This is a genomic window from Mesorhizobium sp. M1312 (assembly GCF_040318115.1).
In the GTDB taxonomy this organism is placed as follows: Bacteria; Pseudomonadota; Alphaproteobacteria; order Rhizobiales; family Rhizobiaceae; genus Mesorhizobium.
The window spans coordinates 334,861-359,649 of sequence record NZ_JAMYLQ010000002.1; the positions used below are offsets into that span (position 1 = coordinate 334,861).

A 24,789-nucleotide genomic window follows, 5' to 3' on the forward strand; every position below is an offset into this window, starting at 1 on the left:
TCACTCCGCCGGCATGGCGCGCTGCGATGGTGCAAAGCCCAACTGCTTGCGCTTTTCCGGCCGCTTGCGCGTCAGCGCCAGCACCATGCCCATCGAGATTGCGATGGCGATCTGCGAGGAGCCACCATAGGAGATGAACGGCAAGGTCATGCCCTTGGCCGGCATCAGCTGCAGATTGACGGCCATGTTGATGACCGACTGCAGACCGAAGACCGTGACCAGGCCGCCAACCGCATAGCGTGTGAAATCGTCCTGCTCCTTGAGCGCGGTGCTGAGGCCGCGCAGCACGATGAAGGCGAAGATGGTCATGATGAAGAAGCACATGATCAGTCCGAACTCCTCGCCGGCCACTGAGAAGACGAAATCGGCATGGCTGTCGGGTATGACCCGCTTGACGGTGCCCTCGCCCGGTCCGACGCCGAACCAGCCGCCGTTGATCAGCGCATCGCGGCCCATGTCGACCTGGAACGTATCGCCCTCGCCGGTCATGAAGCGATCGATGCGGCCGGCGACATGCGGGAACACCGTATAGGCGGCGAACACGCCGCCGATGCCGGCAGCGCCCAGCGCGATGATCCACAGCCATGGCAGTCCGGCCATGAAGAACATCACCCCCCAGGTGCCGAGCACCAGCATTGTCTGGCCGAAATCAGGCTGCGCCACCAGCAGCGAAATGACGAGGGCCAGAAGCAGCATGGCGAACAGATTGCCTGGAATATCGGGCTGGCGCTTGTGTTCGGCAAACAGCCAGGCGCAGATGACGACGAAGGCCGGCTTCAGGAATTCCGACGGCTGGATCGACACGCCGGCGAGCGACACCCAGCGCCGCGCGCCCTTCACCTCGACGCCTATATAGAGCACCGCCACCATCAGCACCAGCATGATGCACAGCATCGCCAGGGCCATGCGTCTGATCTGCCGCGATTCCAGGAAGGAGACGGCCAGCATCACGCCAAGTGCAGGAATGGTGAAGATGATCTGCCGTGTGGCGAAGTGGAAACTGTCCAGGCCGATGCGCTGGGCCACCGCCGGGCTTGCCGCGAAGGACAGTACGATGCCGAGTCCCATCAGCGACAGGAACGCAGCCAGGAACCATCGATCGATCGTCCACCACCACGTGGCAACCGGGCTTTTGTCGAGACGGCTTTGCATTATCGTGCCCCTCCGATGAGCTTCACGCCATCAACACTGCTCGCAGCTTGCCTGAAGGCTTCGCCGCGCACTTCGAAATTCTTGAACTGGTCGAAACTGGCGCAGGCCGGTGAAAGCAGCACCACCACCTCGCCGTTGTGATCATCCCTGGCCGCGTCGCTTGCGGCATGCTCGACTGCTGCGGCCAGCGTACCGGAGATCTCGTAAGGGACCGCCTCGCCGAGCGTCGCCGAGAAGACTGGTGCGGCCTCACCGATCAGATAGGCCTTGGCGATGCGCGGAAAGAGGCCGCGTAACGGCTCGATACCACCCTCTTTCGGCAACCCGCCGGCGATCCAGTAAATGCGCGGAAAGCTGGACAATGCGGGCGCTGCCGCATCGGCATTGGTCGCCTTGGAATCGTTGATGAACAGCACATGGCCCCTGCGGCCGACCTGCTCCATACGGTGCGCCAGCCCGGGAAAGCTTTCCAGCCCCGATTGGATCTCGCCCAGCTCGAGCCCGACCTTGAGGCAGGCGGCGATCGCGGCCAACGCATTCTGCGCATTGTGCTGGCCGCGCAGCGAGCCGATGCCTTCGAGAAAGGCAACGCGGCTGTAACGGCCATGCACCGCCTCCATCAGATTGGTGCCGTCGGCGAAATAGCCGTCGGTCAATGGCAGGCGCTTGGAAATGCGGATGACGTGCCGGCCTGCCCGTTCCAGCCGGTCGGCGAGTTGGGCGCACCAGGAATCGTCGACACCGACGATTGCCGTCTCGCTGCCGGCCGCCAGCCGCTCCTTGATCGCGGCGTAGTGCTGCATCGTGCCATGACGGTCGAGATGATCGGGCGTCAGGTTGAGCAGGACGCCGGCGGTCGGATTGATCGAGGGCGCCAGGTCTATCTGGTAGGACGAGCATTCCACGACGTAGTGCCGCCCGGGTTCCGGCGGATCGAGCGTCATCACCGCGCGGCCGATATTGCCGCCCATCTGCGTGTCGCGTCCGGCCGATTTCAGGATATGCGCCGTCAGCGCCGTCGTCGTCGATTTGCCGTTGGTGCCGGTGATGGCGATGAAGGGTGCTGCCGGCGCCAGCAAGGTCCGCTGCCGGCAGAACAGCTCGATGTCGCCGATGATCTCGACGCCTGAAGCGCGCGCCAGCTCCACTGTCCAGTGCGGCTTCGGATGCGTCAGCGGCACGCCGGGCGACAGCACGAAGGCCGAGAACTTCGCCCAGTCTGCGCCGCGCAGATCGCCGGTCGCGATACCGACGGCCGCGGCATTGGCGACACTGCCGGGGTTGTCGTCCCAGGCGAGCACGTCCGCCCCGCCCTCGATCAACGCGCGCGCAGTGGCGATCCCCGAGCCGCCGAGCCCGAAGAGCGAAACGCGCTTGCCTGCGAAAGATGCGGCGGGGATCAAGCGACCTCCTATCGGAGCTTGAGGGTCGACAGGCCGACCAGCGCCAGGATGACGGCGATGATCCAGAAGCGGATCACCACCTGGCTTTCGGTCCAGCCGAGCTTCTCGAAATGATGGTGGATCGGCGCCATCAGGAACACCCGCTTGCCGGTCATCTTGAAGTAGCCGACCTGGATGATGACCGACAGGATCTCGACGACGAACAGGCCGCCGACGATGACCAGCACGATCTCGTGCTTGGTGGCAACCGCGACCGTGCCGATCAGGCCGCCCAAGGCCAGCGAGCCGGTATCGCCCATGAAGATCGCCGCCGGCGGTGCGTTGAACCACAGAAAGCCGAGGCCGGCGCCGATCACCGCGCCGAGGACCACCGCCAATTCGCCGGTGCCCGGCACGAAATGGATCTGCAGATATTCGGCGAACACCGCATTGCCGGACAGGTAGGCGATGACGCCGAAGGACGCCGCCGCGATCATGATCGGCACGATCGCCAGCCCGTCGAGACCATCGGTCAGGTTCACCGCATTGCCGGCGCCGACGATGACGAAGCACGAGAACGGGATGAAGAACCAGCCGAGATTGACGAGGAACTCCTTGGCGAAAGGGAAGGTTAGCGACGACGAGAACGGCGCCTGGCCATTGTGCATGATCACCCAGGCGGCGATGCCGGAGATGACGAATTCAAGCGCCAGCCGCGCCTTGCCGGAAAAGCCGAGATGCGATTGCTTCGTCACCTTGAGATAATCGTCGTAGAGGCCGATCGAGCCGAAACCCAGGGTCACCAGCAGCACCACCCAGACATAGATGCTGGACAGGTTTGCCCACAAAAGCGACGAGCCGATGATGCCGCACAGGATCATCAGCCCGCCCATTGTCGGCGTGCCGGCTTTCTTGAAATGCGTCTGCGGGCCATCGGCGCGGATCGGCTGGCCCTTGCCTTGCCGCAGCCTCAGCGAATTGATGATAGCCGGTCCGAAGATGAAGACGATCAGCGCCGCGGTGATCAGCGCGCCGCCGGTACGGAAGGTTATGTAGCGAAAGACGTTGAAGACCGAGATCTTGTCCGCGAATTCGACGAGCAGTGTGAACATGCGATCGGCCCCCGGACCCGGCTCTAGGTCTGTTTGGCGGTTGTGGCTACAGCCGGAAATTTGCTGAGCAGTGCGTCGACCAACTTGGAAAACCCGATGCCTTTCGACGATTTGATCATCACCACGTCGCCGGGCTTCAGCGCCGACAGAAGCACCAGTTTCAGATCCTCTGCGCCGGCGCGATACTCCACCTCGATCTCATCAGGCAAGATATCGGCCAGCGCCCGCATTTCCGGGCCGGCGAGAAAGACCGTGCGCGTGTCTGTGCCGACGATGGGATCGGCAAGGGCTGCATGCAGCTTCGCCGAATGGTCGCCGAGTTCGAGCATGTCGCCGAGCACCGCGATGCGCCTGCCTTCGCCCGACACCGGCGTCGCGTTGAGCAGCGCCATTGCAGCGCTCATCGACGCCGGATTGGCGTTGTAGCTCTCGTCGATCAGCGTGATCGGACCTTTCGGGTGACGCAGCACGTGGCGCTTGCCGCGTCCGCGTTCGGCCGAAAGATCGGCCAGCGCCAGCGCCACCCTGGCGATGTCGGCGCCCACCAGATGCGCAGCGCCCAGCACGGCCAGCACATTTTGCACCATGTGGCGGCCCGGCGCGCCTACCCTGGCGGTGATTTCCTGTCCGCCGATCTTGGCAGTGATGACCGAATGATCGGCATGCAGCGCACATTTGAGCAGTTTGAAGGTCGCACGGACATTCTCGCCAAACCCGTAAATGTGCTCGACACCGGCGGCTCTCGCCATCTTGTCCAGAAGCTTCCAGCGCGGATCGTCGCGATTGAGAAGAACGGCGCCGTTCGGTTCCAGCCCTTCGAAAATCTCGGCCTTGGCCTTGGCGATCTCGTCCAGATTGCGGAAGAAGCCAAGATGTGCCGCGGCGATCAGCGTGATGATGGCGACATGCGGCCGGACCATCTTGACCAGCGGCCGGATCTCGTCGGGATGGTTCATGCCGATCTCGAACACGGCATAGTCGCAATCCACCGGCATCCGCGCCAGCGTCAGCGGGACGCCCCAGTGGTTGTTGAAGGACTGGGCCGATGCGTGCACCTTGCCGACCGCGGACAGCACATGGCGCAGCGCTTCCTTGGTGGTGGTCTTGCCCGCCGAACCGGTCACAGCGATGATCTTGGCGTTCGAGCGCGCGCGGGCGGCCTGCCCGAGCTTTTCCAGTGCGGCCAGCACATCTTGCACGACGATCATCGGCGCCGTCAGCCGCCCGAGCGACGGCAGCTTGCCCTCGGCGACGATCAGCACGCCGGCGCCGGCCTTGATGGCGGCGGTCGCGAAATCGTGGCCGTCCATCGTCTCGCCCTTGATGGCGAAGAAAGCATCGCCCGGCTCGAGGCTGCGGCTGTCGATCGAGATACCGCTAATACCCTCCGGCATCAGACCGAGCGGTCGCCCGCCCATGGCGGCGACGAGATCCTCGGAGGTCCACAGAAAGCTCATGCGGCGCGCTCCTGAAGCGCGGCGCGGACTTCCTCATGGTCGGAAAAATGCAGCGTCTCGGCGCCGATGGTCTGGCCTTCCTCATGCCCCTTGCCGGCCACGATCAGCGTGTCGCCGGCATGGAGCATGGCGACTGCCTCGTGGATCGCCTTGCGCCGATCGCCAATCTCGATAGCGCCGGGGGCAGCGGCAAGGATCGCGGCACGGATCGTTTCAGGCACTTCCGAACGCGGATTGTCATCGGTGACGATAACGACATCGGCGAGCCGCGTGGCGATTTCACCCATGATCGGACGCTTGCCGCGGTCGCGGTCGCCGCCACAGCCGAACACGATGATGACGCGGCCGGTGGTAAACGGCCGCACCGACGCCAGCACGTTTTCCAGCGCGTCCGGCTTGTGCGCATAATCGACATAGACCGGCGCACCATGGGATGTTGTCCCAACGAGGTCGAGCCGACCCGGCGCGCCCTTCAATTTCGCCAATGCCATCAGGGCTTTGGCGGCAGGCGTTCCAGTGGAGATGGCGAGGCCCGCCGAAACCAGGGCATTGGCGATCTGGAAATCGCCGGCCAGCGGCAGGCCGATCTCGTGGAGAACGCCATCGACTTCCACCTCGGCGCGCTGGCGGTGGCGCTCGTGCTCGACCCGCTTCAGTCTCAGGAACTCGCCATGGCGGCCGACCGTGAGCACATCCAGTCCTGCCGCCCTCGCCGCCTGGATCGTCGGCTCCGACCACGGATCGTCGGCAAAGATGACGGCCGGCGCGCCCTTCGGCAGCAGCGTGTCGAACAGGCGCAGCTTGGCGCGATGATAGTCCTCGACTGTCGGATGATAGTCCATGTGGTCCCGGCCGAGATTGGTGAACCCGCCGGCTGCGAGCTTCACGCCGTCGAGCCGGCGCTGGTCGAGGCCGTGGCTGGAGGCCTCCATCGATGCGTGGGTGACGCCGGCATCCGCCAGTTCCCTCAGCAGCCTGTGCAGATCCACCGGGTCGGGGGTGGTCAGCGAGCCATATTCGTTGCGGCCCGGCGCCACCACCCCGGTTGTGCCGATTGAGGCGGCGGCAAAGCCTGACTGCTCCCAGATCTGCCTGATGAAAGCCGCAACCGATGTCTTGCCGCTGGTACCGGTCACCGCGACCATGGTTTGCGGCTGCCTGCCAAAGTAGCGGGCGGCACTCAGCGCGAGCGCAAGGCGCGAATCGTCGACGGCGAGAAGGGGCACCGGCAGTCCGGCGACGGCGCTGCCCTTGCCAGCCACGATCGCTACTGCGCCGCGCTCGGCGGCATCGGCGGCATAGGTCGCGCCATCGGTCTTGGTGCCAGTGAGTGCGAAGAAGACCACGCCCGGTGCTACCTGGCGGGAATCCGACGAAATCCCGGTAACCTCCGTATCGAAGGAAGCTGTCCCCTCGACAGGCAGGATACCGGCTAGATCTTTCAGCTTCATCGAACCCCGTTCATAGCAACAAAATAGCGCGCAGTTGCCGGCGCGCCCTAAGAATCACTGATAGGAAACCAGCGTTGCGCCATTTTCATGGCTGAAATCTGGCTTCACGCCAAGCATGGAAGCCGAACGTCGGATAATGTTTGCAGCCATGACACCAGCATTCGAGGCGGCCGTCGCGCCCATGCCGGGTTTTTCCGGCTTCGGTTCGTCGGCGATCGTAAGCACGATATATTGCGGATCGTCCATCGGGAAAGCCGCGACGAAGGCATTGAAATTCTTGTCCTTTGAGTAGCGGCCGTTGACAACCTTCTCGGCCGTTCCGGTCTTGCCGCCGACGCGATAACCAGGAACCCTGGCGTTCCTGCCTGAGCCTTTCTCGGCGTTCAGTGCGTACAGATAGCGCATGCTATCGGAGGTCTTGTCGCTGACAACTTTCTTGGCCACCGACATCGCCTGTTCCTGCGCGCGCCTCAGGAATGTCGGCTGGATCAGATAGCCGCCGTTCACCAGCGCGGCACAGCCGACCGCCGTCTGCAGCGGCGTCGTCGACACACCGTGACCAAAGGCGATGGTGATCGAATGGACCTGTTTCCAGACTTTGGGCTCGGTCGGGCGGGCGACCTCAGGCAGTTCCGTCTGCATCTTCTCGAGGATGCCCAGGCGATGCAGGAATTCGCGGTGCCCCTCGATGCCAACCGCTTCGGCTTCCTTGGCCGAACCGATGTTGGACGAGTAGATGAACACTTCGGGCACCGACAGCACCCGGGCCTTGCCGTGAAAATCATGGATGGTCTGGCGGCCGATCCTGATTGGGCGCGAAGCGTCGAAACGGCTTTCCAGCGTCACTTTGCCGGAATCGAGCGCCATGGCGGTGGTGAAGCTCTTCAACGTCGAACCCATTTCGTAAAGGCCGGCCGACATGCGGTTCAAGCGATCCTTGTCCTGCGCATTGTACGGGTTGTTGGGATCGAAATCCGGAACCGAGGCCATCGCCATCACTTCGCCGGTCTTGATGTTGAGAACGACGGCGCCCGCTGCGATTGCGCGGTATTTCTCCATACCGGTGGCGACCTCGTCACGCACGATATGCTGGACGCGCAGGTCGATCGAGAGCTGCACCGGCTTCAGATCCTTGGCCACGGCAAGTCCCGACGCCTGAAGGTCGCTCAGCCCCTGTTCGTCGATGTATTTCTCCATGCCGGAGATGCCCTGATTGTCGATGTTGGTGAGCCCGACAATGTAGGACGAGGTTTCGCCGGCCGGATAGAAGCGGCGCTTTTCGGTGCGGAAGCCGAAGCCGGGAATGCCGAGCTGCATGATATCCGATTGCTGCTTGGGCGTCAGTTGCCGCTGCAGCCAGACGAAGCCGGCGCCGCTCTTCAGCTTATGGTAGGTCTGTTCGTAGTCGATTTCGGGAAGCACCGTCGCCAGTTTTTCGATCGCCTCGTCGGCGTCGACAATGCGGCGCGGTTCGGCAAATAGCGACGCCGTCTTGATGTCCGTCGCCAGAACTTCGCCGTTGCGGTCGACGATGTCGGGCCGAGACGCCGTCACCCGGCTCTGCGGACCCCCGGACAGGTCGGGGTTCTGGAAACCAAGATAGACTAGCCGCCCGGTGATGATCGAATAGATGCCGAAGAACACCGCCATCGTCATCACGATGCGGGTCCTGCCCTTGCCGCCGGTCGCTTTGCGGGCGCCTTCGACCACAATCGATCCGTCTTCCGGCTTGGCGGGGCGCGTCAGCAGTCTGGCGATCAATGGAAGTCTGGGAATCATTGGACGATGCCTCCGGTGACCACAGGGTCCTTGCCGCCCAAAGTTCCTTTGCCAGAATTGTCGGCCATGCCACCCAGAGGCTCGGACGAAAGGTCCTCGATGGTGAGGGGTTTTGCCGGCAGATCGTCCAGCCCGATGATCTGGCGGGCGCTGACCGGCTCGAGCTCGAGTTGCGATCTATAGATCTCGGCCAGCTTTTGCAGGCGCGACGGCTGGGTCAGCAGGCTCCAGTCCGCCTTCAGGAGATCGATCGTATCCTCCTCGTAGCGGATCTGCGCCTGGATCTTGTGCACCGCAGCCAATTGCTCCTCGGCCTCGCGCTTGGTCTTGTAGGTCAAGGCCGCAGCCGATACCATCACGGCGATCAGGACTATGTCGCTGGTACGAAACACGTGCTCACCTCTCTCCCGGCCGGACGACACCGGGAAGTTTTGGGTCAGGAAGTTTTGGAAGCCCGAAAAACGCAAAGTCGCCGGCCCGCGGCGGTGCGTCGGTGCGGATCGCAGCGCGCAGCCTTGCTGAGCGTGCGCGCGGATTGGCTGATATCTCGGCCTCGTTGGGCGTCACGCCGCTACCCACCTTTTTGAAGGTGGCGGTGCGCGCTTGTGCCTCGGGCAGGTGCCGCGATCCGGTCGCCGCATCGGCCCGATCGGCGATGAAGCGTTTGACGATGCGGTCTTCCAGTGAGTGGAACGTCACCACGGCCAGCCGTCCGCCCGGTTTCAGCACGCGTTCAGCCGCAAACAGCGCTTTGGCCAGTTCGCCGAGTTCGTCATTGACGAAAATCCGCAACGCCTGGAAGACGCGGGTCGCCGGATGAATCTTGTCCTTCGGCGCGCGGCCGATATGCGTCTCGACCGCATCGGCAAGGTCGAGCGTGCGCTCGAACGGATGTTTTTCGCGATGGCTTTCGATCATCCGGGCAATGCGGCCGGCATGGCGCTCTTCGCCAAGGAACCCGAAGATGCGGGCAAGGTCCCCCACCTTGAAGCTGTTGACGACGTCGGCCGCGCTGAGGCCAGCCTGCGCCATACGCATATCGAGGGGTCCGTCGGCGCGGAACGAAAAACCGCGCTCAGCCTGGTCGATCTGCATTGAGGAGATGCCGATGTCGAGCACGACGCCATCGGCAATTTCGACATGCTCGTCCAATGTCGAGAACGGCGCCTGAACGAGCCTGAGCTTGCCACCTGATTGTTGTTCGAGGACACGACCCGTAGCGATCGCATCCGGATCGCGGTCTATGGCGACGACCGAGGCGCCGCTTGCCAGAATGGCTTTGGTGTAGCCGCCGGCGCCGAAGGTGCCGTCGATGATCACATCGCCAGCTTTAGGCGAAAGCGCCCCCAGCACTTCGGCAAGGAGGACCGGAATGTGACGGGCCGGTCCGCCAACGGCGTGAGGGTCATCGCCGTAGCCCGCCATCATTCCGGCCGCTCCCCAGGCTTCGTCCCCTGCCGAAGCTGCAAAAGCCGGGCGCGTGCTTCCGCCCCATAGGCGGTGAGCCGTCCAGGTTCCCAGATCTGAAAGAAATTGCCGCGACCGACAAACGCCGCTTCCGCGGAAATGCCGGTGTGCTCGCGGATGAAGTCGGTCATCGAGATGCGGCCGTCCTGATCGACCTTGAGAAATGTTCCATCGCCATGGCAGAAGAACGACATGTCGTCCGCCGTCTGCAGGAAGGGGTCTTCCTGCGCGATGCGCTGCTCGTAGCGGTCGAGCAGGTCGAGCCCGCCGACATCCATCGCCGGACGGTCCAGGCAGCGCAGCGCATAGAGTTCCGAATAGCCGCGTTTCTGCACAACCGCACGGAAATGCGCTGGAACGGACACCCGCCCCTTCGCATCGATCCTGTTCACCGCGCTCGACAGAAACCGGTCCATTACGCGTTACGGCCGCTTGCGCCGCCGCACCCCTCTGCATGTTGCCCTCCGCGCCGCCGCGGCGCGGTCCCGGCTCAAAACTCACTTCGTTCCGGGCGAAAACAGGCAATCGCGCAGCCGCCGCCGCTGCCCGATTGGCGTACGCTTCACCCTGACGCGGAACGAAAGCTTGAATATTAAAATGGGATATCATGGGGCGATATGGGCGTCAACGGGAATAGGCTTCACAAACGCGCGCGTCACAACCGATGAGAGCAGCTTTGACGGCGCTCCCGTCTTTATGATCCATTAAGCCTAACGAAGCGTTTAGACCGCTTGGCCTAACCGGAGGCGGCTTGCCGCGGATCGCCGCCACGCATAGCGTCAGCCTGTCTTTCTCGGTCAGAAACAAGGTTGAAATCCATGTCCGAAACAGCCAAGTCCCGCGCGGCGGCACTTCCCCATCTGCGTCGCGGCAGGCTTGCCAAGGGCGACCCAATTCCCCTGCCCCTAACCATGGCCGCCATTTTTCACGCACCCGGCGACGCCACCGGGTTTGATCAATATGGCCGCTTCAGCAATCCGACCTGGGACGCGGTCGAACATATGCTCGCGCATCTGGAAGGCGCGCCATGCGTTGCCTTCCCCTCGGGAATGGCTGCGATCTCGGCGGTGTTTTTTGGGTTGCTGAAATCCGGCGACCGAATCCTGCTGCCGTCGGACGGCTATCACACCACGCGGGCGCTGGCGGACGGTTTCCTAAAACCTTTCGGCGTCGCCCACGATGTCCGGCCGACATCGACCTTCCTCGACGGCGGCTTCGATGGATACCGGCTGGCCTTCGTCGAAACTCCCGCCAATCCGGGACTGGATATCTGCGACATTACGGCTGTCGCCGAAGCCGTGCACAAAGCCGGCGCGATCCTGGTGGTCGACAACACGACAATGACGCCCTTCGGCCAACGCCCGCTCGATCTCGGCGGCGACATCGTCATTGCCGCCGATACCAAGGCGCCCAATGGCCATTCCGACGTCCTGTTCGGCCATGTCGCCAGCCGCAATGCCGACATCATCGCCGCCGTGTCCGGCTGGCGAGAGACGTCGGGCGCCATTCCCGGGCCGTTCGAGGCGTGGCTTGTGCATCGCGGCTTGGAAACGCTCGACGTGCGTTTCGACCGCATGTGTTCTTCCGCCGAAGTCATCGCGCGGCGGCTGCAAGGCCACCCCGCTGTCAGCGGTCTGCGCTTTCCCGGATTGGAAAGCGATCCATCGCACAATCTTGCCCGCGCCCAGATGGAGCGCTTCGGCTTTCTCATCTCGTTTGTGCTGGCATCGGAGGACAAGGCCGAGGATTTCATCAACAACTGCGCATTGATGCAGGCGGCGACGTCGTTCGGAGGCGTGCATGCGTCGGCGGAACGGCGAGCAAAAAGAGGAGACGCTGTTCCGCCCGGCTTCGTTCGCCTGTCGGTCGGCTGCGAACCGGTGGAAGAGCTTTGGCAGGCGATCGAAGCGTCGCTGGACGGCATCGGCGGCTGAACGAACCGATCACGAAGCCAGATCGTCGGCTTCGATATTGCGCCGGCCATGCAGCACGCGCAGGATCTCGACTGCATCCTCGCCGACACGATACAAGGTGAGATATTCGCCGACGACCAGATGGCGGATGCCGGCCGCAATGTCTTCGCGCGTGCGGCGCCTGAGAAGGGATGCAGGGTCAGCAAATCCCAACGCCTCTCGAATATATTCACGAGGCGGATCGCCGCATTAGGATTGTGTTCGGCAATGTAGTCGCCGATAAGTTCAAGATCGACTAATGCCTGAGGAAGCAGGCGGTATTTCACTCCTCAAGGCCTTTGGTCTCGGCTATTTTCAGATATTTGGCGCGCAGTCGTTCCATGATTGGCGGCCCGTCCAGCGCCGGTCCGCTGTCGATCCCTTCCTGCACCAGCTTGCGCAACTCCTCGACCGTGTAGCCGTGCAGGTCGCGCCGGTCTTTCCACTGCCTGAGTGCGTCGCGGATCACCTCGCTCGCCGAAGCGTATTCGCCGGCGGCGACCACATCGTCGACCGCCGCCGCCAGTTCCGGCGAAAGCGTGATGCTGCGTTTGTCGACCTGGCCCATGATGCGCTCCTAATACCATCGGCACTAGGAAGGCACGATTTAATCGCGCCAGTTTCAAGAAACGCTTGCTTTCGCGCACAGCCCAGTGAAAGCTGATTCAGTCAATGAAGCGCCTGAACCAGCAGGCGCGCCCGAAGACGCAACCTGCTGATATCAGGGAATTTCCTTGTAGAATCTGGACGAAGATTGCCAGCTGGCCTGTAAGCCGGGTTCTGTATGGCCCTCGCCCCTTGCGGCGCGAGAACGTGGCGGCCATTCATCTTGGGCGCATGTTGCCATGCACCTCACGCAACCTACCCGGACGGTGAGCCGGAAACAGCCCTCGAGGGTTTCCCCTCGCACCGTCCCTATTCGGTCTTGCTCCCGGTGGGGTTTACCGTGCCGCTCCTGTTGCCAGTCGCGCGGTGGGCTCTTACCCCACCCTTTCACCCTTACCACGGTAAACCGTGGCGGTTTGCTTTCTGTGGCACTTTCCCTAGGGTCGCCCCCGCCGGCCATTAACCGGCACCGTGTCTCCATGGAGCCCGGACTTTCCTCACCCGCAGCCTTTCGGCTTCGCGGGTGCGGCCGCCCAGCCAGCTGGCAAGGCGTATAAAGGGGTTCACGTCCGAAAACGCAAACAAAAAAGCAGGTTCCGGCTTATTACGCGGGCGCTCCAAGCGCGGCCAACTGCACTTTGACCTTGCCGCAATAGGCCGCGGAAATCGGGTTCATCCGCCTGGCGCCATGGCCGGCATTGTACTTCAGGATCGTGCCGCAGGTCGTCCCGTCGCCGAGGTTCCGCGCCATGGCGAGGTATTTCATGCCGTATTTGATGTTGGTCTCGGGATCGTAGAGGCCCTTGATCGAGCCGCTGTAACCCATCATCCGCGCCGTCGAAGGCTTGATCTGCATCAGGCCGATCTCACCGGCGCTGCCGACCTGGTTCGGCTGAAAACTGCTCTCGATCATGATGACGGCCTTGGCGAGCGAGACCGGCACACCGTTGCTGGCCGCATGACGCTCGATGATCGTCGCATACTGGCCACTGCCGCCAGCGGCCGCCGCCTTCGGCGCCGCCGCCCGGCTTTGCCGGCCGATCGACGCCGTCGTCGCCTGGTCGATGCGGGTCCTGTTACGCTTCACATGTCGCTTGGAGACTGCCTTCTTTGCAGAGACTGGCTTTTTCACCTTTACTGCAGCCGCTTTTTCCGCCTTTGCGGATGCTGGCTTTTTCACTTTTACCGCAGCAGTCTCCGCCTTTGCTGAGGCTGTGCTTTTTTCCTTCGCATCTTGGCCGGCTTTCGGCGTGGCAGTTTTATCGAACGCGGTAATGAAACCCTGGTCGGCTCGCTGGCTCAGTGGCGCGCCATTCGCCGCACCGATGGCAAAACTCATTACGCCGGCAGCAACAGCTGCCGTTAAAACGGTCAATTTCTGCATGGGATCCTGTTCTGTTTGAACCGCGCGAAGAACTTCACGCAGCTACGCCAATCAACATCGGAACATCTGGGAGGCTGTAGGTCCGACAACTTGCACGGATCGCCTTTGACGACCGAATTGGCGGCAAAAAAGGCGGGGCAAGTCACTTTGAGTGACAGGCTGTAACTCAACGGCTAGGAAAAGACTACTTGGACGGGACTGCCCCCACGGAGGCAAGCAGCCTTTCCAGCGTGCGGATTGTCGATCCGTCGGCCACGCCATCCACTTTGCGTTGGCGGAAGTGCCGTTGAAAAGCCTCGACCAGGATTTCGGTATGCCGGTCAAAATTGCCTGATATCTCTACGCCATAACCGTAGAGCGCCAGCATCGATTGCAACGCCTTGACCTCGGCATTCGCATCGCCGGCCTTCAGCACCGCGCCGCGCCTGAGGGGTGCCGCTTCGACGAGATGGCCGACACCGGCCTCGAACAGCGTTTTCCAAGGGAATTTCTCGCCGGGGTCGATCTTGCGTCCCGGCGCCACGTCGGAATGGGCGAGCACCCGTTGAGCTGGAATGGAATGGCGCTGGACGATCCCCTTGCAAAGGCCGATGACGGCATCGATCTGCCGTTTCGGAAAATTCCGATAGCCCAGCAAATGCCCCGGATTGACGATCTCGATGCCGACCGAACAGGAGTTGATGTCGGTGCGTCCGAACCACGAACTCTTGCCGGCATGCCAGGCACGGTCGCTTTCCCTGACCATCTGGATAATGCGGCCATCCTCATGGACGATATAATGCGACGAGACCTCGCTGGCCGGATCGCACAGCCATGCTTCGGCGCCGGCGCCGGTCTGCATGCCGGTGTAGTGCAGCACGATCATGTCGGGCTTATCGCGTCGTGGACCGAAATTCGGCGATACCCTTACCTCGGCGCTCGGCTCGTCGGGCGGGAAGCCGCTCATGCGTGCCGCAGGCCTCGTTCGATCATCTCGTAGGCCGCATTGATCGCCGCTATCCTGCTCGTTGCGATCTTGATGAATTCCTGCGGCAGGCCGCGTGCGATCAGCCGGTCGGGATGGTTGTCCGAAACCAGCTTGCGATAACGCTTCCTGACCTCCTCGAACGTTTTTCCCCGCTCGATGCCAAGCACGACATAGGGGTCGGCCGCACCCAGGTCGACGTGCCGGGCCAGAATGCTCTGGTAATGCGCCTCCTCGATCCGGAAGATCTCGGCGATACGATGCAGGAACTGGCCTTCGCGCTCGTGGACCAGCCCGTCGGCCTTGGCGATGTGGAACAGCCCGTCGAGAATATCCTCCAGCATCTTGCAGTTCGAATGACCGGAGCCGCAAAGCTGAGCCATGCGCGCGGCATAGGTCTCGAAGCCGGCGATGTCGCGCTTGGCCAGATCGTAGAGTCGCGCCACATTGCGCGTTTGGTCCTTCGGCACTTCGAATATCTGCTGGAAGGCGCGCACCTCGTCCTGCGTGACAATGCCGTCGGCCTTGGCCATCTTGGCCGACAGCGCGATCATCGCCACCGAGAAGGCGACGCGCCGGCGCAGATCGGGGTCGCCGGAGAAAACCGTGCGCACGGCCTCGACGACGTCGGCGACACCCGACGAGGTTGAGGACGAAACGCGGGTGATGAAGTCGCCGAGGCGATCCCAAATCGACATGAGCACCTATTACGGCTAACCGGCCACCGCTATCAAGCGAAGACAATGCCGCAGGGCCGGCCGAACCGATTTCGCGGGACGCCGGAAGCAGCCGGCGCCGCCCGTCGATCATGGAAAACCAACAGACGGCAACCGCGACCCCCGGCCATGGCGTGCGAAGCCACAGCCTTGTGACATCTTGCTGTTCGTTGCCGCTCTGGCGGCGAGCTTCGGCTATCTCGGGGAAACTGGCGCGGAAAATGCCGGGCTGGTAGGTCGTCTGCCCGTGTCAGCGAGGTACAATTGCTGCAAGCCTTCGTCACCTTGCCGTTTCGGCGTCTCTGCTGGCGAAAAAGTGAGGCGAAACTGTGCTGCTTGCGGCGATGGCCGCAAGGCGCGTGTCCTGAAGTCAGAAGGCCGGCAGGATGCCGGCCTTCTGTTCATCACATGAGAACTACTGCGCCGGCGCAGGCTGTGCCGGAGCCGGCTCGGCCGGCTTCGTTGCGTCAGGAGCCGGCTGCATTGGCTGTTCGTTTGCCGGCGGATTGGTGCTCTGCGTGGTTGTGGCGTCCCCGCTCGTGCCGCTGTCGCTGCAAGCCGCAACGCCAAGCAGGGCAAGCGCCGAAACCGACGCAAGAATGAGTTTCTTCATGACATCTCTCCTCTAATCACGCCCCCGCTAGCGGGTGACGATCGAGGACAGAATGCATCAGGCGCCCATGAGTTTCATAACGTTGCGTTTCCGCATGTAACATCATCCTGCTTTTGCCGTTGCCGGCGAAGCCGTGGCGAACTAACACCAAGCCATGGCAAATTAAACATATTGAATAAATAAAATGCCTGGGAGAGCTGCCGTGACCGCCAAATGGGATTTCTGGATCGACCGCGGCGGCACCTTCACCGATGTCATCGGCCGTGACCCGAAAGGCGGGCTGCACCCGCGCAAGCTGCTGTCCGAGAATCCAGAAGCCTATGCCGACGCCGCCATCCAGGGCATTCGCGAACTGCTCGGATTAAAATCCGGCGCGCCGATCCCGTCCGGCCTGATCGGCGACATCAAGATGGGCACCACCGTTGCTACCAACGCGCTTCTGGAGCGCAAGGGCGACCGTGTGCTGCTGCTCATCACCAGGGGATTTCGCGACGCGCTGAGGATCGCCTATCAGGCGCGGCCCGACATCTTCGCCAAGGAGATCATTCTTCCCGAGCAGCTCTACGAGCGCGTGATCGAAGTCGACGAGCGCGTGCGCGCCGACGGCGGCGTCGAACGGCTGCTCGACATCGCCGCCATGCGTCCGGCCATCGAACAGGCCAGGGCCGACGGCATCGACGCCGTGGCGATCGTCTTCATGCATGCTTGGAAATATCCCGACCACGAAAAGGCGGTTGCAAAAGTCTGCAGAAAACTGGGGTTTCGCCAAGTCTCGGTCAGCCACGAGGTCTCGCCGCTCATCAAGCTGGTCGGCCGCGGCGACACCACAGTGGTCGACGCCTATTTGTCGCCGATTCTGTCGCGCTATGTGCAGAAGGTGGCGGAAGAGCTGGGCGCCATCTCCCCCCTTGAGGGGGAGATGGCTGCGCAGCAGCCAGAGGGGGTCATCTCAGAAGGCACCGCCAGCGCGCCGAACCCGGTCGAGCCGACCCCACGCGGCGGCTCCGCCGCCACCCTCCCCTCGAGGGGAAGGGATAGCCCCCGTCTCATGTTCATGATGTCGTCGGGTGGTCTCACCGCTGCCGACATGTTTCAGGGCAAGGACGCGTTGCTGTCCGGTCCGGCCGGCGGCGTCGTCGGCATGGTCGAGACCGCGAAACTCGCCGGTTTCGACAAGGTCATCGGCTTCGACATGGGCGGCACCTCTACCGACGTCGCCCATTTTGACGGCGACTATGAGCGCGCCTTCGACACCGAGGTTGCCGGCGTGCGCATCCGCGCGCCGATGATGCGCATCCACACCGTCGCCGCCGGCGGCGGCTCGATCCTGCATTACGAGGGCGGGCGCTTTCGCGCCGGGCCGGATTCGGCCGGCGCTAATCCCGGCCCGGCCGCGTACCGGCGCGGCGGGCCGCTGGCCGTCACCGATGCCAATGTCATGCTGGGCAAGCTGCAACCCGACTTCTTTCCGGCCATTTTTGGACCCGGCCAGAACGAGCCGCTCGACGTGCAAACCGTGCGCGAGAAATTCGCAGCACTGGCAGCCGAAATCGGCGACGGCCGCTCACCGGAAGCGGTCGCCGAAGGGTTCGTCACCATCGCCGTCGAAAACATGGCCAACGCCATCAAAAAGATTTCCGTGCAGCGCGGCTACGACGTCACCGAATATCTCTTGAACTGTTTTGGTGGCGCCGGCGGCCAGCACGCCTGCCTCGTTGCCGACGCACTCGGCATGGAAGCGGTGCTGATCCATCCTTTCTCCGGCCTGCTGTCGGCCTATGGTATCGGCCTGTCCTCGATTTTTTCGTCGCGCCAGCAGGCGCTGCTGAAACCACTGGCGGAAGACTCCAGGCCGGCGATCGACGACCTCATCGCGACATTGCGAAAGGCTGTCATCGACGAGCTTGCCGCGCAAGGCATCGCCGGGGAATCCGTCGTCTGGAAACCAGTGCTGCAGGTCCGCTACGACGGCACCGACACTGCATTGCCCGTGAATTTCGAGCACGGCTCGATTGAGCGGGCCAAGGGCGATTTCGAAACGGTCCACAAGGCGCAGTTCGGTTTCGTCTATGACGACAAGCCGATGATCGTGGAATCGGTCGGCGTCGAAGGCATCGACACCGGCGGCACCGGCCGCGAGGAAAGTGATTTAGCCCTTGTGGAGATCGCCGTAAACCCTGTGGAGAATAGGAAGATCTTCGCCGACGGCGCTTGGCGCGACGCCAATATCTTTCCTCGCGAGACACTGAAACCGGGCAACAAGATTGCCGGCCCTGCTTTGATCATCGAGCCGAACCAGACCATCGTCGTCGAGCCGGGCTGGCAGGCCGAGATCACCGCCAAGAACCACGTGCTCTTGCGCCGCATCGAGAAAAAGCGTCGGCAGGCGGCGCTCGGCACCGAGGCCGATCCGGTCATGCTGGAGGTCTTCAACAACCTGTTCATGTCGATCGCCGAACAGATGGGCGTGACGCTGCAGAACACCGCCTATTCGGTCAACATCAAGGAACGGCTGGATTTCTCCTGCGCCGTCTTCGACCGTCATGGCGCGCTGGTCGCCAACGCGCCGCACATGCCGGTGCATCTCGGCTCCATGGACCGCTCCGTGGAAACCATCATCCGGCTGAACTCGGGCGACATCCACCCGGGCGACGTCTTTGCCCTCAACGCGCCCTATAATGGCGGCACGCATCTGCCTGATATCACGGTGGTGACGCCGGTCTTTTCCCTCCCCCTCGAGGGGAGGGTGGCCGCGGAGCGGCCGGGTGGGGTCGCTGCGGCAGTGCTCGACGTTCCGGCGGTGCCTTCTGAGGAGACCCCCACCGCCGCCTTCGGCGGCACCTCCCCCTCAAGGGGGGGGGAGATCCTCTTCTACGTCGCCTCACGCGGCCATCATGCCGACATCGGCGGCACGGCGCCCGGCTCGATGACGCCGCTTGCCACCACCGTCGACGAAGAAGGCGTGCTGTTCGACAATTTCCGCATCGTCGATCGCGGCCGGTTCCGCGAGAAGGAACTGGAGACGCTGCTCACCGACCACCCCTACCCGGCACGCAATCCGCACCAGAACATCGCCGACCTCAAGGCGCAGATTGCCGCCAACGAAAAGGGCGTTGCTGAACTGCGCAAGATGGTCACGCATTTCGGTCTCGATGTCGTCGAGGCCTACATGGGTCACGTCCAGGACAACGCAGCCGAAAGCGTGCGCCGCGTGTTGGAGCGGCTGCCCGACAGTTCTGTATACGAGTATCCGACCGACACCGGCCAGATGATCAAAGTGAAGATATCAGTCGACCGGAAAAAGCGTGAGGCGACCGTCGACTTCACCGGCACGTCGCCGGTCATGAAGAACAATTTCAACGCTCCCGAGCCGGTCGCCCGCGCAGCCGTGCTCTACGTCTTCCGCGTCATGGTCGAGGACATGATCCCGATGAATGCCGGGTGCCTGAGACCCATCAACATCATCAACCCCGATGGCTCAATGCTGAAGCCCACCTACCCTGCCGCGGTCGTTGCCGGCAATGTCGAGACCTCCCAGCATGTCACCAACGCGCTGTTCGGCGCCATGGGCGCGATGGCCAACGCGCAGGGCACGATGAACAATCTCACCTTCGGCAACAAGCAGTACCAGTATTACGAGACGATCTGCTCCGGCTCGCCGGCAGGCCGGATGAACAACGGTCGCGGCTTTGCCGGCACCTCCGGCGTCCACACCCACATGACCAATTCGCGCCTGACCGACCCGGAAGTGCTGGAACTGCGTTTCCCCGTCCTGCTCGAGGATTTCCGCATCCGAGAAGGCTCCGGCGGCAAAGGCAAATGGAGTGCCGGCGACGGCACCAAGCGCACCATCCGTTTCCTTGAAAAAATGGAGTGCGCCATTCTGTCCTCACATCGCAACCGCCCGCCGCAAGGCCTGGACGGCGGCGGCGATGGCGAGGTCGGCTCGACCAAGGTCCGCCGCAAGGACGGCCGCATCGAAGTCCTGAAGGCTTGCGACCAGACCGTGCTGGAGGCCGGTGAAGCCATCATCGTGACGACACCGACGCCGGGTGGTTTCGGCAAGGCCTGAGCTCGCCTCAACAGACTGTCACCCGCCTGTCATCCACCTGCGTTACCCGCTTGCGCCAGAGCAAACGGGGAATCGCCTTGTCATGACGGATCTTTCCGGAGAACTGGTTTTTCGCCGCGGCAAGGAAGTTGGCAAGGCCGTCTACCAGAACCGCCCGCTGTCAAAGGCCGGCCTCTCCGAGCGGCTCTTCGCGTTGCTGTTTTCCGGCCTCGTCTACCCGCAGATCTGGGAAGACCCAGACGTCGACATGGAGGCGATGCAGCTTGGCCAGGGCCATCGCGTCGTCACCATCGCCTCGGGCGGCTGCAACATCCTCGCCTATCTCACCCGGTCGCCGGAACGGATCGATGCCGTCGATCTCAATGCCGCCCATATCGCGCTGAACCGCATGAAGCTGGAGGCGGTGCGCCATCTGCCGTCCCAGGGTGACCTGTTCCGTTTCTTCGGCGCTGCCGAGACCCGTCACAATTCGCAAGCCTACGACCGCTTCATCGCGCCGCATCTCGACCCGGTCAGCCGCCATTATCGGGAACATCGCAACTGGCGCCGCCGTCGCCGCATCGCCGTCTTCGATCGTAATTTCTATCAGACCGGGCTGCTCGGCCTGTTCATTGCCATGGGCCATCGCACCGCGAAATTCTTCGGCGTCGATCCGGCCGGCATCATGCAAGCCAAAAGCCTTGCCGACCAGCGCCGCTTCTTCGACGAGGAATTGGCCCCGGTCTTCGAAAAACCGCTGCTGAAATGGGCCACCTCGCGAAAAGCCTCGCTGTTCGGGCTCGGCATTCCGCCGGCCCAGTATGATTCGCTGATCACCTCGGGCGACGGCACCATGGCCAGCGTGCTGAAGGCCCGGTTGGAAAAGCTCGCCTGCGATTTTCCGCTGGAGAACAACTATTTCGCCTGGCAGGCTTTTGCCCGCCGCTATCCCAAACCCGGCGAGGCGGCGCTGCCCGCCTATCTCGAAAAGCGCAACTACAAGACGATCCGCAACAATGCCGACCGCGTCGCCATCCACCATGCCAATCTGATCGAATTCCTTGCCGGCAAAGATGCCGGTTCGGTCGACCGCTTCGTCCTGCTCGACGCGCAGGACTGGATGACCGACGATCAGCTCAATGCGCTGTGGGCCGAAATCACCCGCACCGCGTCGACTGGTGCCCGCGTCATCTTCCGCACCGCGGCCGAGCCCAGCCTGTTGCCCGGTCGGGTCTCGAATTCGCTGCTCGACCAGTGGAGCTATGCGGACGAGGCGTCGCGCGAATTCTCGGCCCGCGACCGTTCGGCCATCTATGGCGGCTTCCACCTCTATGTGAAGCAGGCCGCATGAGCACGACCGAACTACCGGCCAGGCACGGCGAACTGCCGGCCGGGCACGCCGAACCGCCGGCCGGGCACGCCGAGCTGATGGACGGCGTCTACCGCTGGCAGCGCCACCTCTACGACCTGACCCGCAAATATTACCTGCTCGGCCGCGACCGGCTGATATCAGGGCTGGACGTGCCCGCCGGCGGCACCGTGCTCGAACTCGGCTGCGGCACCGGCCGCAACATCATCCTCGCCGCCCGCCGCTATCCCCACGCCCGCTTCTTCGGTCTCGATATTTCGGCGGAAATGCTGGAAACAGCCACTGCTGCCATCGCCCGCGAAGGCCTGTCCGACCGCGTCAAGCTGGCGCGCGGCGACGCGACCGATTTCGACGCGAAGGCCCTGTTTGCCATCGAAAGTTTCGACCGCATTTTTGTCTCGTATTCGCTGTCGATGATCCCCGATTGGGAGAAGACGGTTTCCGCGGCATTTGCAGCCCTGTCGCCCGGCGGCTCGCTGCACGTCGTCGATTTTGGCCAGCAGGAGGCCCTGCCCCGCTGGTTCCGCACGCTGCTGCGCGGCTGGCTGAAGAAATTTCACGTTGAGCCGCGTGCGGCCCTGCGCGCGGTTATGGCATCGCAATCCGAGCGGATCGGCGCATGCCTTCGGTTCAGAACACTGTATCACGGCTATGCGTGGCTCGCCGTGGTCGGACCGCGCAAATAGCTTAGGTGTGTCGAGATTCAGGTCAGGCCGAGCCAGAGTCGAAGACGGGCGCGAAGCGACCAAACAGGTGGTTTCCGAGAACCAGAGCGGAGCGTACTTTTGGGTACGTGAGCACCGGAAGCGCAGGAAACCGCCGTTCGCAGGCCGGCATCACTTGAATATCAACACAGCTAATGCAGCGCCTTCACCAGCGCTGCCAGCATGATCTGCGGGCGGTAGCCGAGCTTGGCCGGCGTCAGGCCGAGCCGCACCACCACCAGCTGCTCCGAGGGGATGATGGCGACCGTCTGCCCGTCATGGCCTTCCATCCAATAAGTATCCCTTGGCAGGCCCGCAGCGACGCCGGAGCCGGGGCTCTCCTCGTCGCCCGGCCCCTCGATCCACACCTGGCCCCTGCCGTAGACTTTCGAGGCGGGAGCAGCTTCCCGCATCCAGGCGACGAAGCCCGCAGGCAGGACCTCCTTGCCGTTCCAGACGCCGTCCTGCAGCAGGAATTGGCCGAAGCGCGCCCAGTCGCGCGCGGTGGCGTAGAGATAAGACGAACCCACGAACGTGCCGTGCTCGTCGGTCTCCAGTAGCGCGCTCTGCATGCCGAGCGGGTCGAACAGTGCAACCCTTGGCCACGCCAGCACCTTGTTCTTGTCGCCGATCGCGTCCTGCCAGAGCCGCGACAGCATCACTGCCGTGCCGCTCGAATAGGAAAACATTTCGCCGACCTCGCCGGTCAGCGACTTGGATCCGGCAAAGCCTGCCATATCAGGCTCGAGGTAGAGCATCCGCGTGACGTCGGTGACGTCGCCATAATCCTCGTTGAACTCCAGCCCGCTCGACATCGCCATCATGTCGGCGAGACTGATGGCGGCGCGGCCGTCCGTTTTCCATGGTCCGAACAGGCCCTGGTTCGTCATCACCATCTTGCCGTCCTTCACCACGGTGCCAACGATCGCGGCATTTACCGTCTTGGTCATCGACCAGCCAAGTAGCGGCGTCTTTTCGGTAAAGCCTTCGCCATAACGCTCGGCGATGATGCGGCCGTTCTTGACCACTACCACCGCCCGCATACCGGCGCCGGTCATTGCAGGATCGTCGAGGATTTTCGCGATTTCGGGGTTCTGCGAGGCATCGACCCTGTCGCCGCCCGGCCAGAGTGCATCGAGCGGCGACGCCGGTGTCAGGGCCGGCCCGGCGACTGCTTTGGCCGTGGCGATGTTGCCGTCCGGAACCGAAGCACAGCCGAGCCCGTCACGAACGACCGCGACGCTTTTGCCGAACACGCCGAACAGCCCCGCCGAGACCGTGCCCTGCTCCTTGTCGACGGAGACCCTCATCAGCCGCAGCAGCGGATGGCCCGGCGCCTGCACGTCGACGGCGAGCACCTCATCGGCATCGCGTCCGGCGATAAAGACATTCGAGCAAACGATCTTGGCTGTATAACCCGAGCCGACGCGGATCAGTTCCGGCGGCGCCAAATACAGCCAGGCGGCGAGTGCGACGACCGCCAGCACGACGAGCCCCAGTAGCCATTTGAGGACCTTAAGAACGATCCGCATCTTTCCGCCCCATATTTCCCGCGCATGGATTCCAGCTCGATTTGTGCCATCGATTTGCCGCCATTGCTTCGGCAAAATCTTGGCTCTTGTCGAACGCCGTCAACCTGTTATCAACCAGGATCGGCGATCACTGGAGGTAATGAGCGGTCCTGTGGGGTGATCGCTTGGGGGGTACTGTCGAGGGGCCACCTGCAGCAACAACCCATCAGCGGCCGGCTGAAACCGGTTCAGGAGTAGCGATGCGCCGTTTCGCGGCTTTCATCATGCTGGCGCTGCTGGGCGCCTGCTCGACCGTCGACGATCTTGCGCCGTCGCTGCCGAGCGCCCCGACCGTTGCGGTGCGTGCACCCCGTTTTGACGACTCCGACCCGCATGAGTGGGAAAGCGGCGCGCCGTGGAGCTATGCCGTTCACGGCACCGACGTCTCCAAATACCAGACCTCGGTCGATTGGCCGGCGGCCAGGGCCAGCGGCATTTCCTTCGTTTTCATTAAGGCGACGGAAGGCGGCGATCGCTTCGACGAATATTTCGACGAGCATTGGAGCCGTACGAAAGCTTCGGGAATTCCGCGCGCAGCCTATCATTTCTACTATTTTTGCACGCCGGCCGCCACGCAGGCGCGCTGGTTCATCAAGAACGTGCCCAAAGACCGCTCGGCGATGCCGCCGGTTCTCGACATGGAATGGAACCCGCAATCACCGACCTGCAAGCTGCGGCCCGATGCGGCCACGGTGCGCAGCGAGATGAGCGCATTCCTCGAAATCGTCGAAAGACACTATGGCAAGAAGCCGATCATCTACACCTCGATCGATTTCTTCGAGGACAACGGTTTGTCGGCTTTCCGCGGCTACCCCTATTGGCTGCGTTCGGTGGCCGGGCATCCGCGCAAGAGATACGGCAGCCACCCCTTCACTTTCTGGCAGTACACCGGAACCGGCGTTGTGCCGGGCATAAGGGGCAAGGCCGATATCAATGTCTTCAACGGCTCGGAAGCCGCCTGGAACAAGTGGCTGCGGCAGAACACCCGTTGACAGCGGGGCTGCCGCCTGCTTTTCGACACAGCCAGTGAAGGACGCCTGCAACCGCCGGTAATCTTCT

The 24,789-nt window shown here is 62.9% G+C and carries 22 protein-coding genes and 1 other RNA gene; 6 read left to right on the forward strand and 17 right to left on the reverse strand.

The window, feature by feature from the left end:
* Genes ftsW through mraZ form a run of 9 tightly spaced genes read right to left on the reverse strand, consistent with a single transcriptional unit; the run spans position 1 to position 10,216 of the window.
* Positions 1-1,152, reverse strand: a complete 1,152-nt coding sequence (gene ftsW, locus NKH36_RS04345; RefSeq protein ID WP_352960338.1) for a putative lipid II flippase FtsW — start codon at positions 1,150-1,152, stop codon at positions 1-3.
* Positions 1,152-2,555 carry a UDP-N-acetylmuramoyl-L-alanine--D-glutamate ligase gene (gene murD, locus NKH36_RS04350; RefSeq protein ID WP_352960340.1) on the reverse strand — a complete coding sequence of 468 codons (1,404 nt, stop codon included), beginning with the start codon at positions 2,553-2,555 and terminating at the stop codon, positions 1,152-1,154. The genes ftsW and murD overlap by 1 nt, the downstream gene beginning before the upstream one ends.
* An 8-nt stretch (positions 2,556-2,563) precedes the next feature.
* Positions 2,564-3,646, reverse strand: a complete 1,083-nt coding sequence (mraY, locus tag NKH36_RS04355; RefSeq protein ID WP_352960342.1) for a phospho-N-acetylmuramoyl-pentapeptide-transferase — start codon at positions 3,644-3,646, stop codon at positions 2,564-2,566.
* 23 nt (positions 3,647-3,669) lie between these two features.
* Positions 3,670-5,103 carry a UDP-N-acetylmuramoylalanyl-D-glutamyl-2,6-diaminopimelate--D-alanyl-D-alanine ligase gene (locus NKH36_RS04360; RefSeq protein ID WP_352960344.1) on the reverse strand — a complete coding sequence of 478 codons (1,434 nt, stop codon included), beginning with the start codon at positions 5,101-5,103 and terminating at the stop codon, positions 3,670-3,672.
* The gene (locus tag NKH36_RS04365; RefSeq protein WP_352960346.1) at positions 5,100-6,554 is read right to left on the reverse strand and encodes a UDP-N-acetylmuramoyl-L-alanyl-D-glutamate--2,6-diaminopimelate ligase; all 1,455 of its coding nucleotides are present in this window, start codon (positions 6,552-6,554) and stop codon (positions 5,100-5,102) included. The genes NKH36_RS04360 and NKH36_RS04365 overlap by 4 nt, the downstream gene beginning before the upstream one ends.
* Before the next feature lie 54 nt (positions 6,555-6,608).
* A complete protein-coding gene (locus tag NKH36_RS04370) occupies positions 6,609-8,333 on the reverse strand; it encodes a peptidoglycan D,D-transpeptidase FtsI family protein (protein WP_352960348.1) in 1,725 nt (574 codons plus the stop codon).
* The gene (gene ftsL, locus NKH36_RS04375) at positions 8,330-8,725 is read right to left on the reverse strand and encodes a cell division protein FtsL (protein ID WP_352960350.1); all 396 of its coding nucleotides are present in this window, start codon (positions 8,723-8,725) and stop codon (positions 8,330-8,332) included. The genes NKH36_RS04370 and ftsL overlap by 4 nt, the downstream gene beginning before the upstream one ends.
* Before the next feature lie 4 nt (positions 8,726-8,729).
* The gene (gene rsmH / locus NKH36_RS04380; protein ID WP_352960352.1) at positions 8,730-9,761 is read right to left on the reverse strand and encodes a 16S rRNA (cytosine(1402)-N(4))-methyltransferase RsmH; all 1,032 of its coding nucleotides are present in this window, start codon (positions 9,759-9,761) and stop codon (positions 8,730-8,732) included.
* On the reverse strand, positions 9,758-10,216 hold the full coding sequence (mraZ, locus tag NKH36_RS04385) for a division/cell wall cluster transcriptional repressor MraZ (protein WP_352960354.1): 459 nt from the start codon (positions 10,214-10,216) through the stop codon (positions 9,758-9,760). Before mraZ ends, rsmH begins: the two co-directional genes overlap by 4 nt.
* A 402-nt stretch (positions 10,217-10,618) precedes the next feature.
* Between mraZ and NKH36_RS04390 the strand changes: the two genes are divergently transcribed.
* Positions 10,619-11,734 carry a cystathionine gamma-lyase gene (locus NKH36_RS04390; protein WP_352960356.1) on the forward strand — a complete coding sequence of 372 codons (1,116 nt, stop codon included), beginning with the start codon at positions 10,619-10,621 and terminating at the stop codon, positions 11,732-11,734.
* Positions 11,735-11,743: 9 nt separating this feature from the next.
* Here the strand turns inward: NKH36_RS04390 and NKH36_RS04395 are convergent, their stop codons facing one another.
* The 4 genes from NKH36_RS04395 to NKH36_RS04410 form a co-directional block, all read right to left on the reverse strand.
* Positions 11,744-11,926, reverse strand: coding sequence for a type II toxin-antitoxin system RelE/ParE family toxin (locus NKH36_RS04395; protein ID WP_352960358.1), 183 nt, complete (start codon positions 11,924-11,926; stop codon positions 11,744-11,746).
* A gap of 109 nt (positions 11,927-12,035) precedes the next feature.
* Positions 12,036-12,320, reverse strand: coding sequence for a type II toxin-antitoxin system ParD family antitoxin (locus NKH36_RS04400; protein ID WP_352960360.1), 285 nt, complete (start codon positions 12,318-12,320; stop codon positions 12,036-12,038).
* A 185-nt stretch (positions 12,321-12,505) separates the two neighbouring features.
* An RNA gene (gene rnpB, locus NKH36_RS04405) (RNase P RNA component class A) lies at positions 12,506-12,903 on the reverse strand.
* 59 nt (positions 12,904-12,962) lie between these two features.
* Positions 12,963-13,445, reverse strand: a complete 483-nt coding sequence (locus NKH36_RS04410) for a lytic transglycosylase domain-containing protein (RefSeq protein ID WP_352960362.1) — start codon at positions 13,443-13,445, stop codon at positions 12,963-12,965.
* Between the two features lie 7 nt (positions 13,446-13,452).
* On the opposite strand from NKH36_RS04410, the gene NKH36_RS04415 reads away from it, so the two are divergent.
* Positions 13,453-13,761: a hypothetical protein gene (locus NKH36_RS04415; RefSeq protein ID WP_352960364.1), complete on the forward strand. Its 309-nt coding sequence runs from the start codon at positions 13,453-13,455 to the stop codon at positions 13,759-13,761.
* Positions 13,762-13,926: 165 nt separating this feature from the next.
* Here NKH36_RS04415 and NKH36_RS04420 read toward each other — a convergent pair whose 3' ends face one another.
* From NKH36_RS04420 to NKH36_RS04430, 3 genes are all read right to left on the reverse strand, one after another.
* Positions 13,927-14,688 (reverse strand): N-acetylmuramoyl-L-alanine amidase, encoded by a 762-nt coding sequence (locus NKH36_RS04420; protein WP_352960366.1) that lies wholly within the window; start codon positions 14,686-14,688, stop codon positions 13,927-13,929.
* Positions 14,685-15,404: a TerB family tellurite resistance protein gene (locus NKH36_RS04425; protein ID WP_352960368.1), complete on the reverse strand. Its 720-nt coding sequence runs from the start codon at positions 15,402-15,404 to the stop codon at positions 14,685-14,687. The genes NKH36_RS04420 and NKH36_RS04425 overlap by 4 nt, the downstream gene beginning before the upstream one ends.
* A 433-nt stretch (positions 15,405-15,837) precedes the next feature.
* The gene (locus tag NKH36_RS04430) at positions 15,838-16,035 is read right to left on the reverse strand and encodes a hypothetical protein (RefSeq protein ID WP_077383151.1); all 198 of its coding nucleotides are present in this window, start codon (positions 16,033-16,035) and stop codon (positions 15,838-15,840) included.
* A gap of 202 nt (positions 16,036-16,237) precedes the next feature.
* On the opposite strand from NKH36_RS04430, the gene NKH36_RS04435 reads away from it, so the two are divergent.
* From NKH36_RS04435 to NKH36_RS04445, 3 genes are all read left to right on the forward strand, one after another.
* Positions 16,238-20,107 (forward strand): hydantoinase B/oxoprolinase family protein, encoded by a 3,870-nt coding sequence (locus NKH36_RS04435; RefSeq protein WP_352960370.1) that lies wholly within the window; start codon positions 16,238-16,240, stop codon positions 20,105-20,107.
* A gap of 82 nt (positions 20,108-20,189) precedes the next feature.
* Entirely contained in the window at positions 20,190-21,437 is a 1,248-nt protein-coding gene (locus tag NKH36_RS04440) for a BtaA family protein (RefSeq protein ID WP_352960372.1), read from the forward strand.
* On the forward strand, positions 21,434-22,141 hold the full coding sequence (locus NKH36_RS04445; protein WP_352960374.1) for a class I SAM-dependent methyltransferase: 708 nt from the start codon (positions 21,434-21,436) through the stop codon (positions 22,139-22,141). The genes NKH36_RS04440 and NKH36_RS04445 overlap by 4 nt, the downstream gene beginning before the upstream one ends.
* A 170-nt stretch (positions 22,142-22,311) precedes the next feature.
* On the opposite strand, the gene NKH36_RS04450 is transcribed toward NKH36_RS04445, so the two are convergent.
* The gene (locus NKH36_RS04450) at positions 22,312-23,691 is read right to left on the reverse strand and encodes a serine hydrolase domain-containing protein (RefSeq protein ID WP_352960376.1); all 1,380 of its coding nucleotides are present in this window, start codon (positions 23,689-23,691) and stop codon (positions 22,312-22,314) included.
* A 239-nt stretch (positions 23,692-23,930) separates the two neighbouring features.
* Between NKH36_RS04450 and NKH36_RS04455 the strand changes: the two genes are divergently transcribed.
* Positions 23,931-24,722, forward strand: a complete 792-nt coding sequence (locus NKH36_RS04455) for a glycoside hydrolase family 25 protein (RefSeq protein ID WP_352960378.1) — start codon at positions 23,931-23,933, stop codon at positions 24,720-24,722.
* The last annotated feature ends 67 nt before the right edge of the window (positions 24,723-24,789 follow it).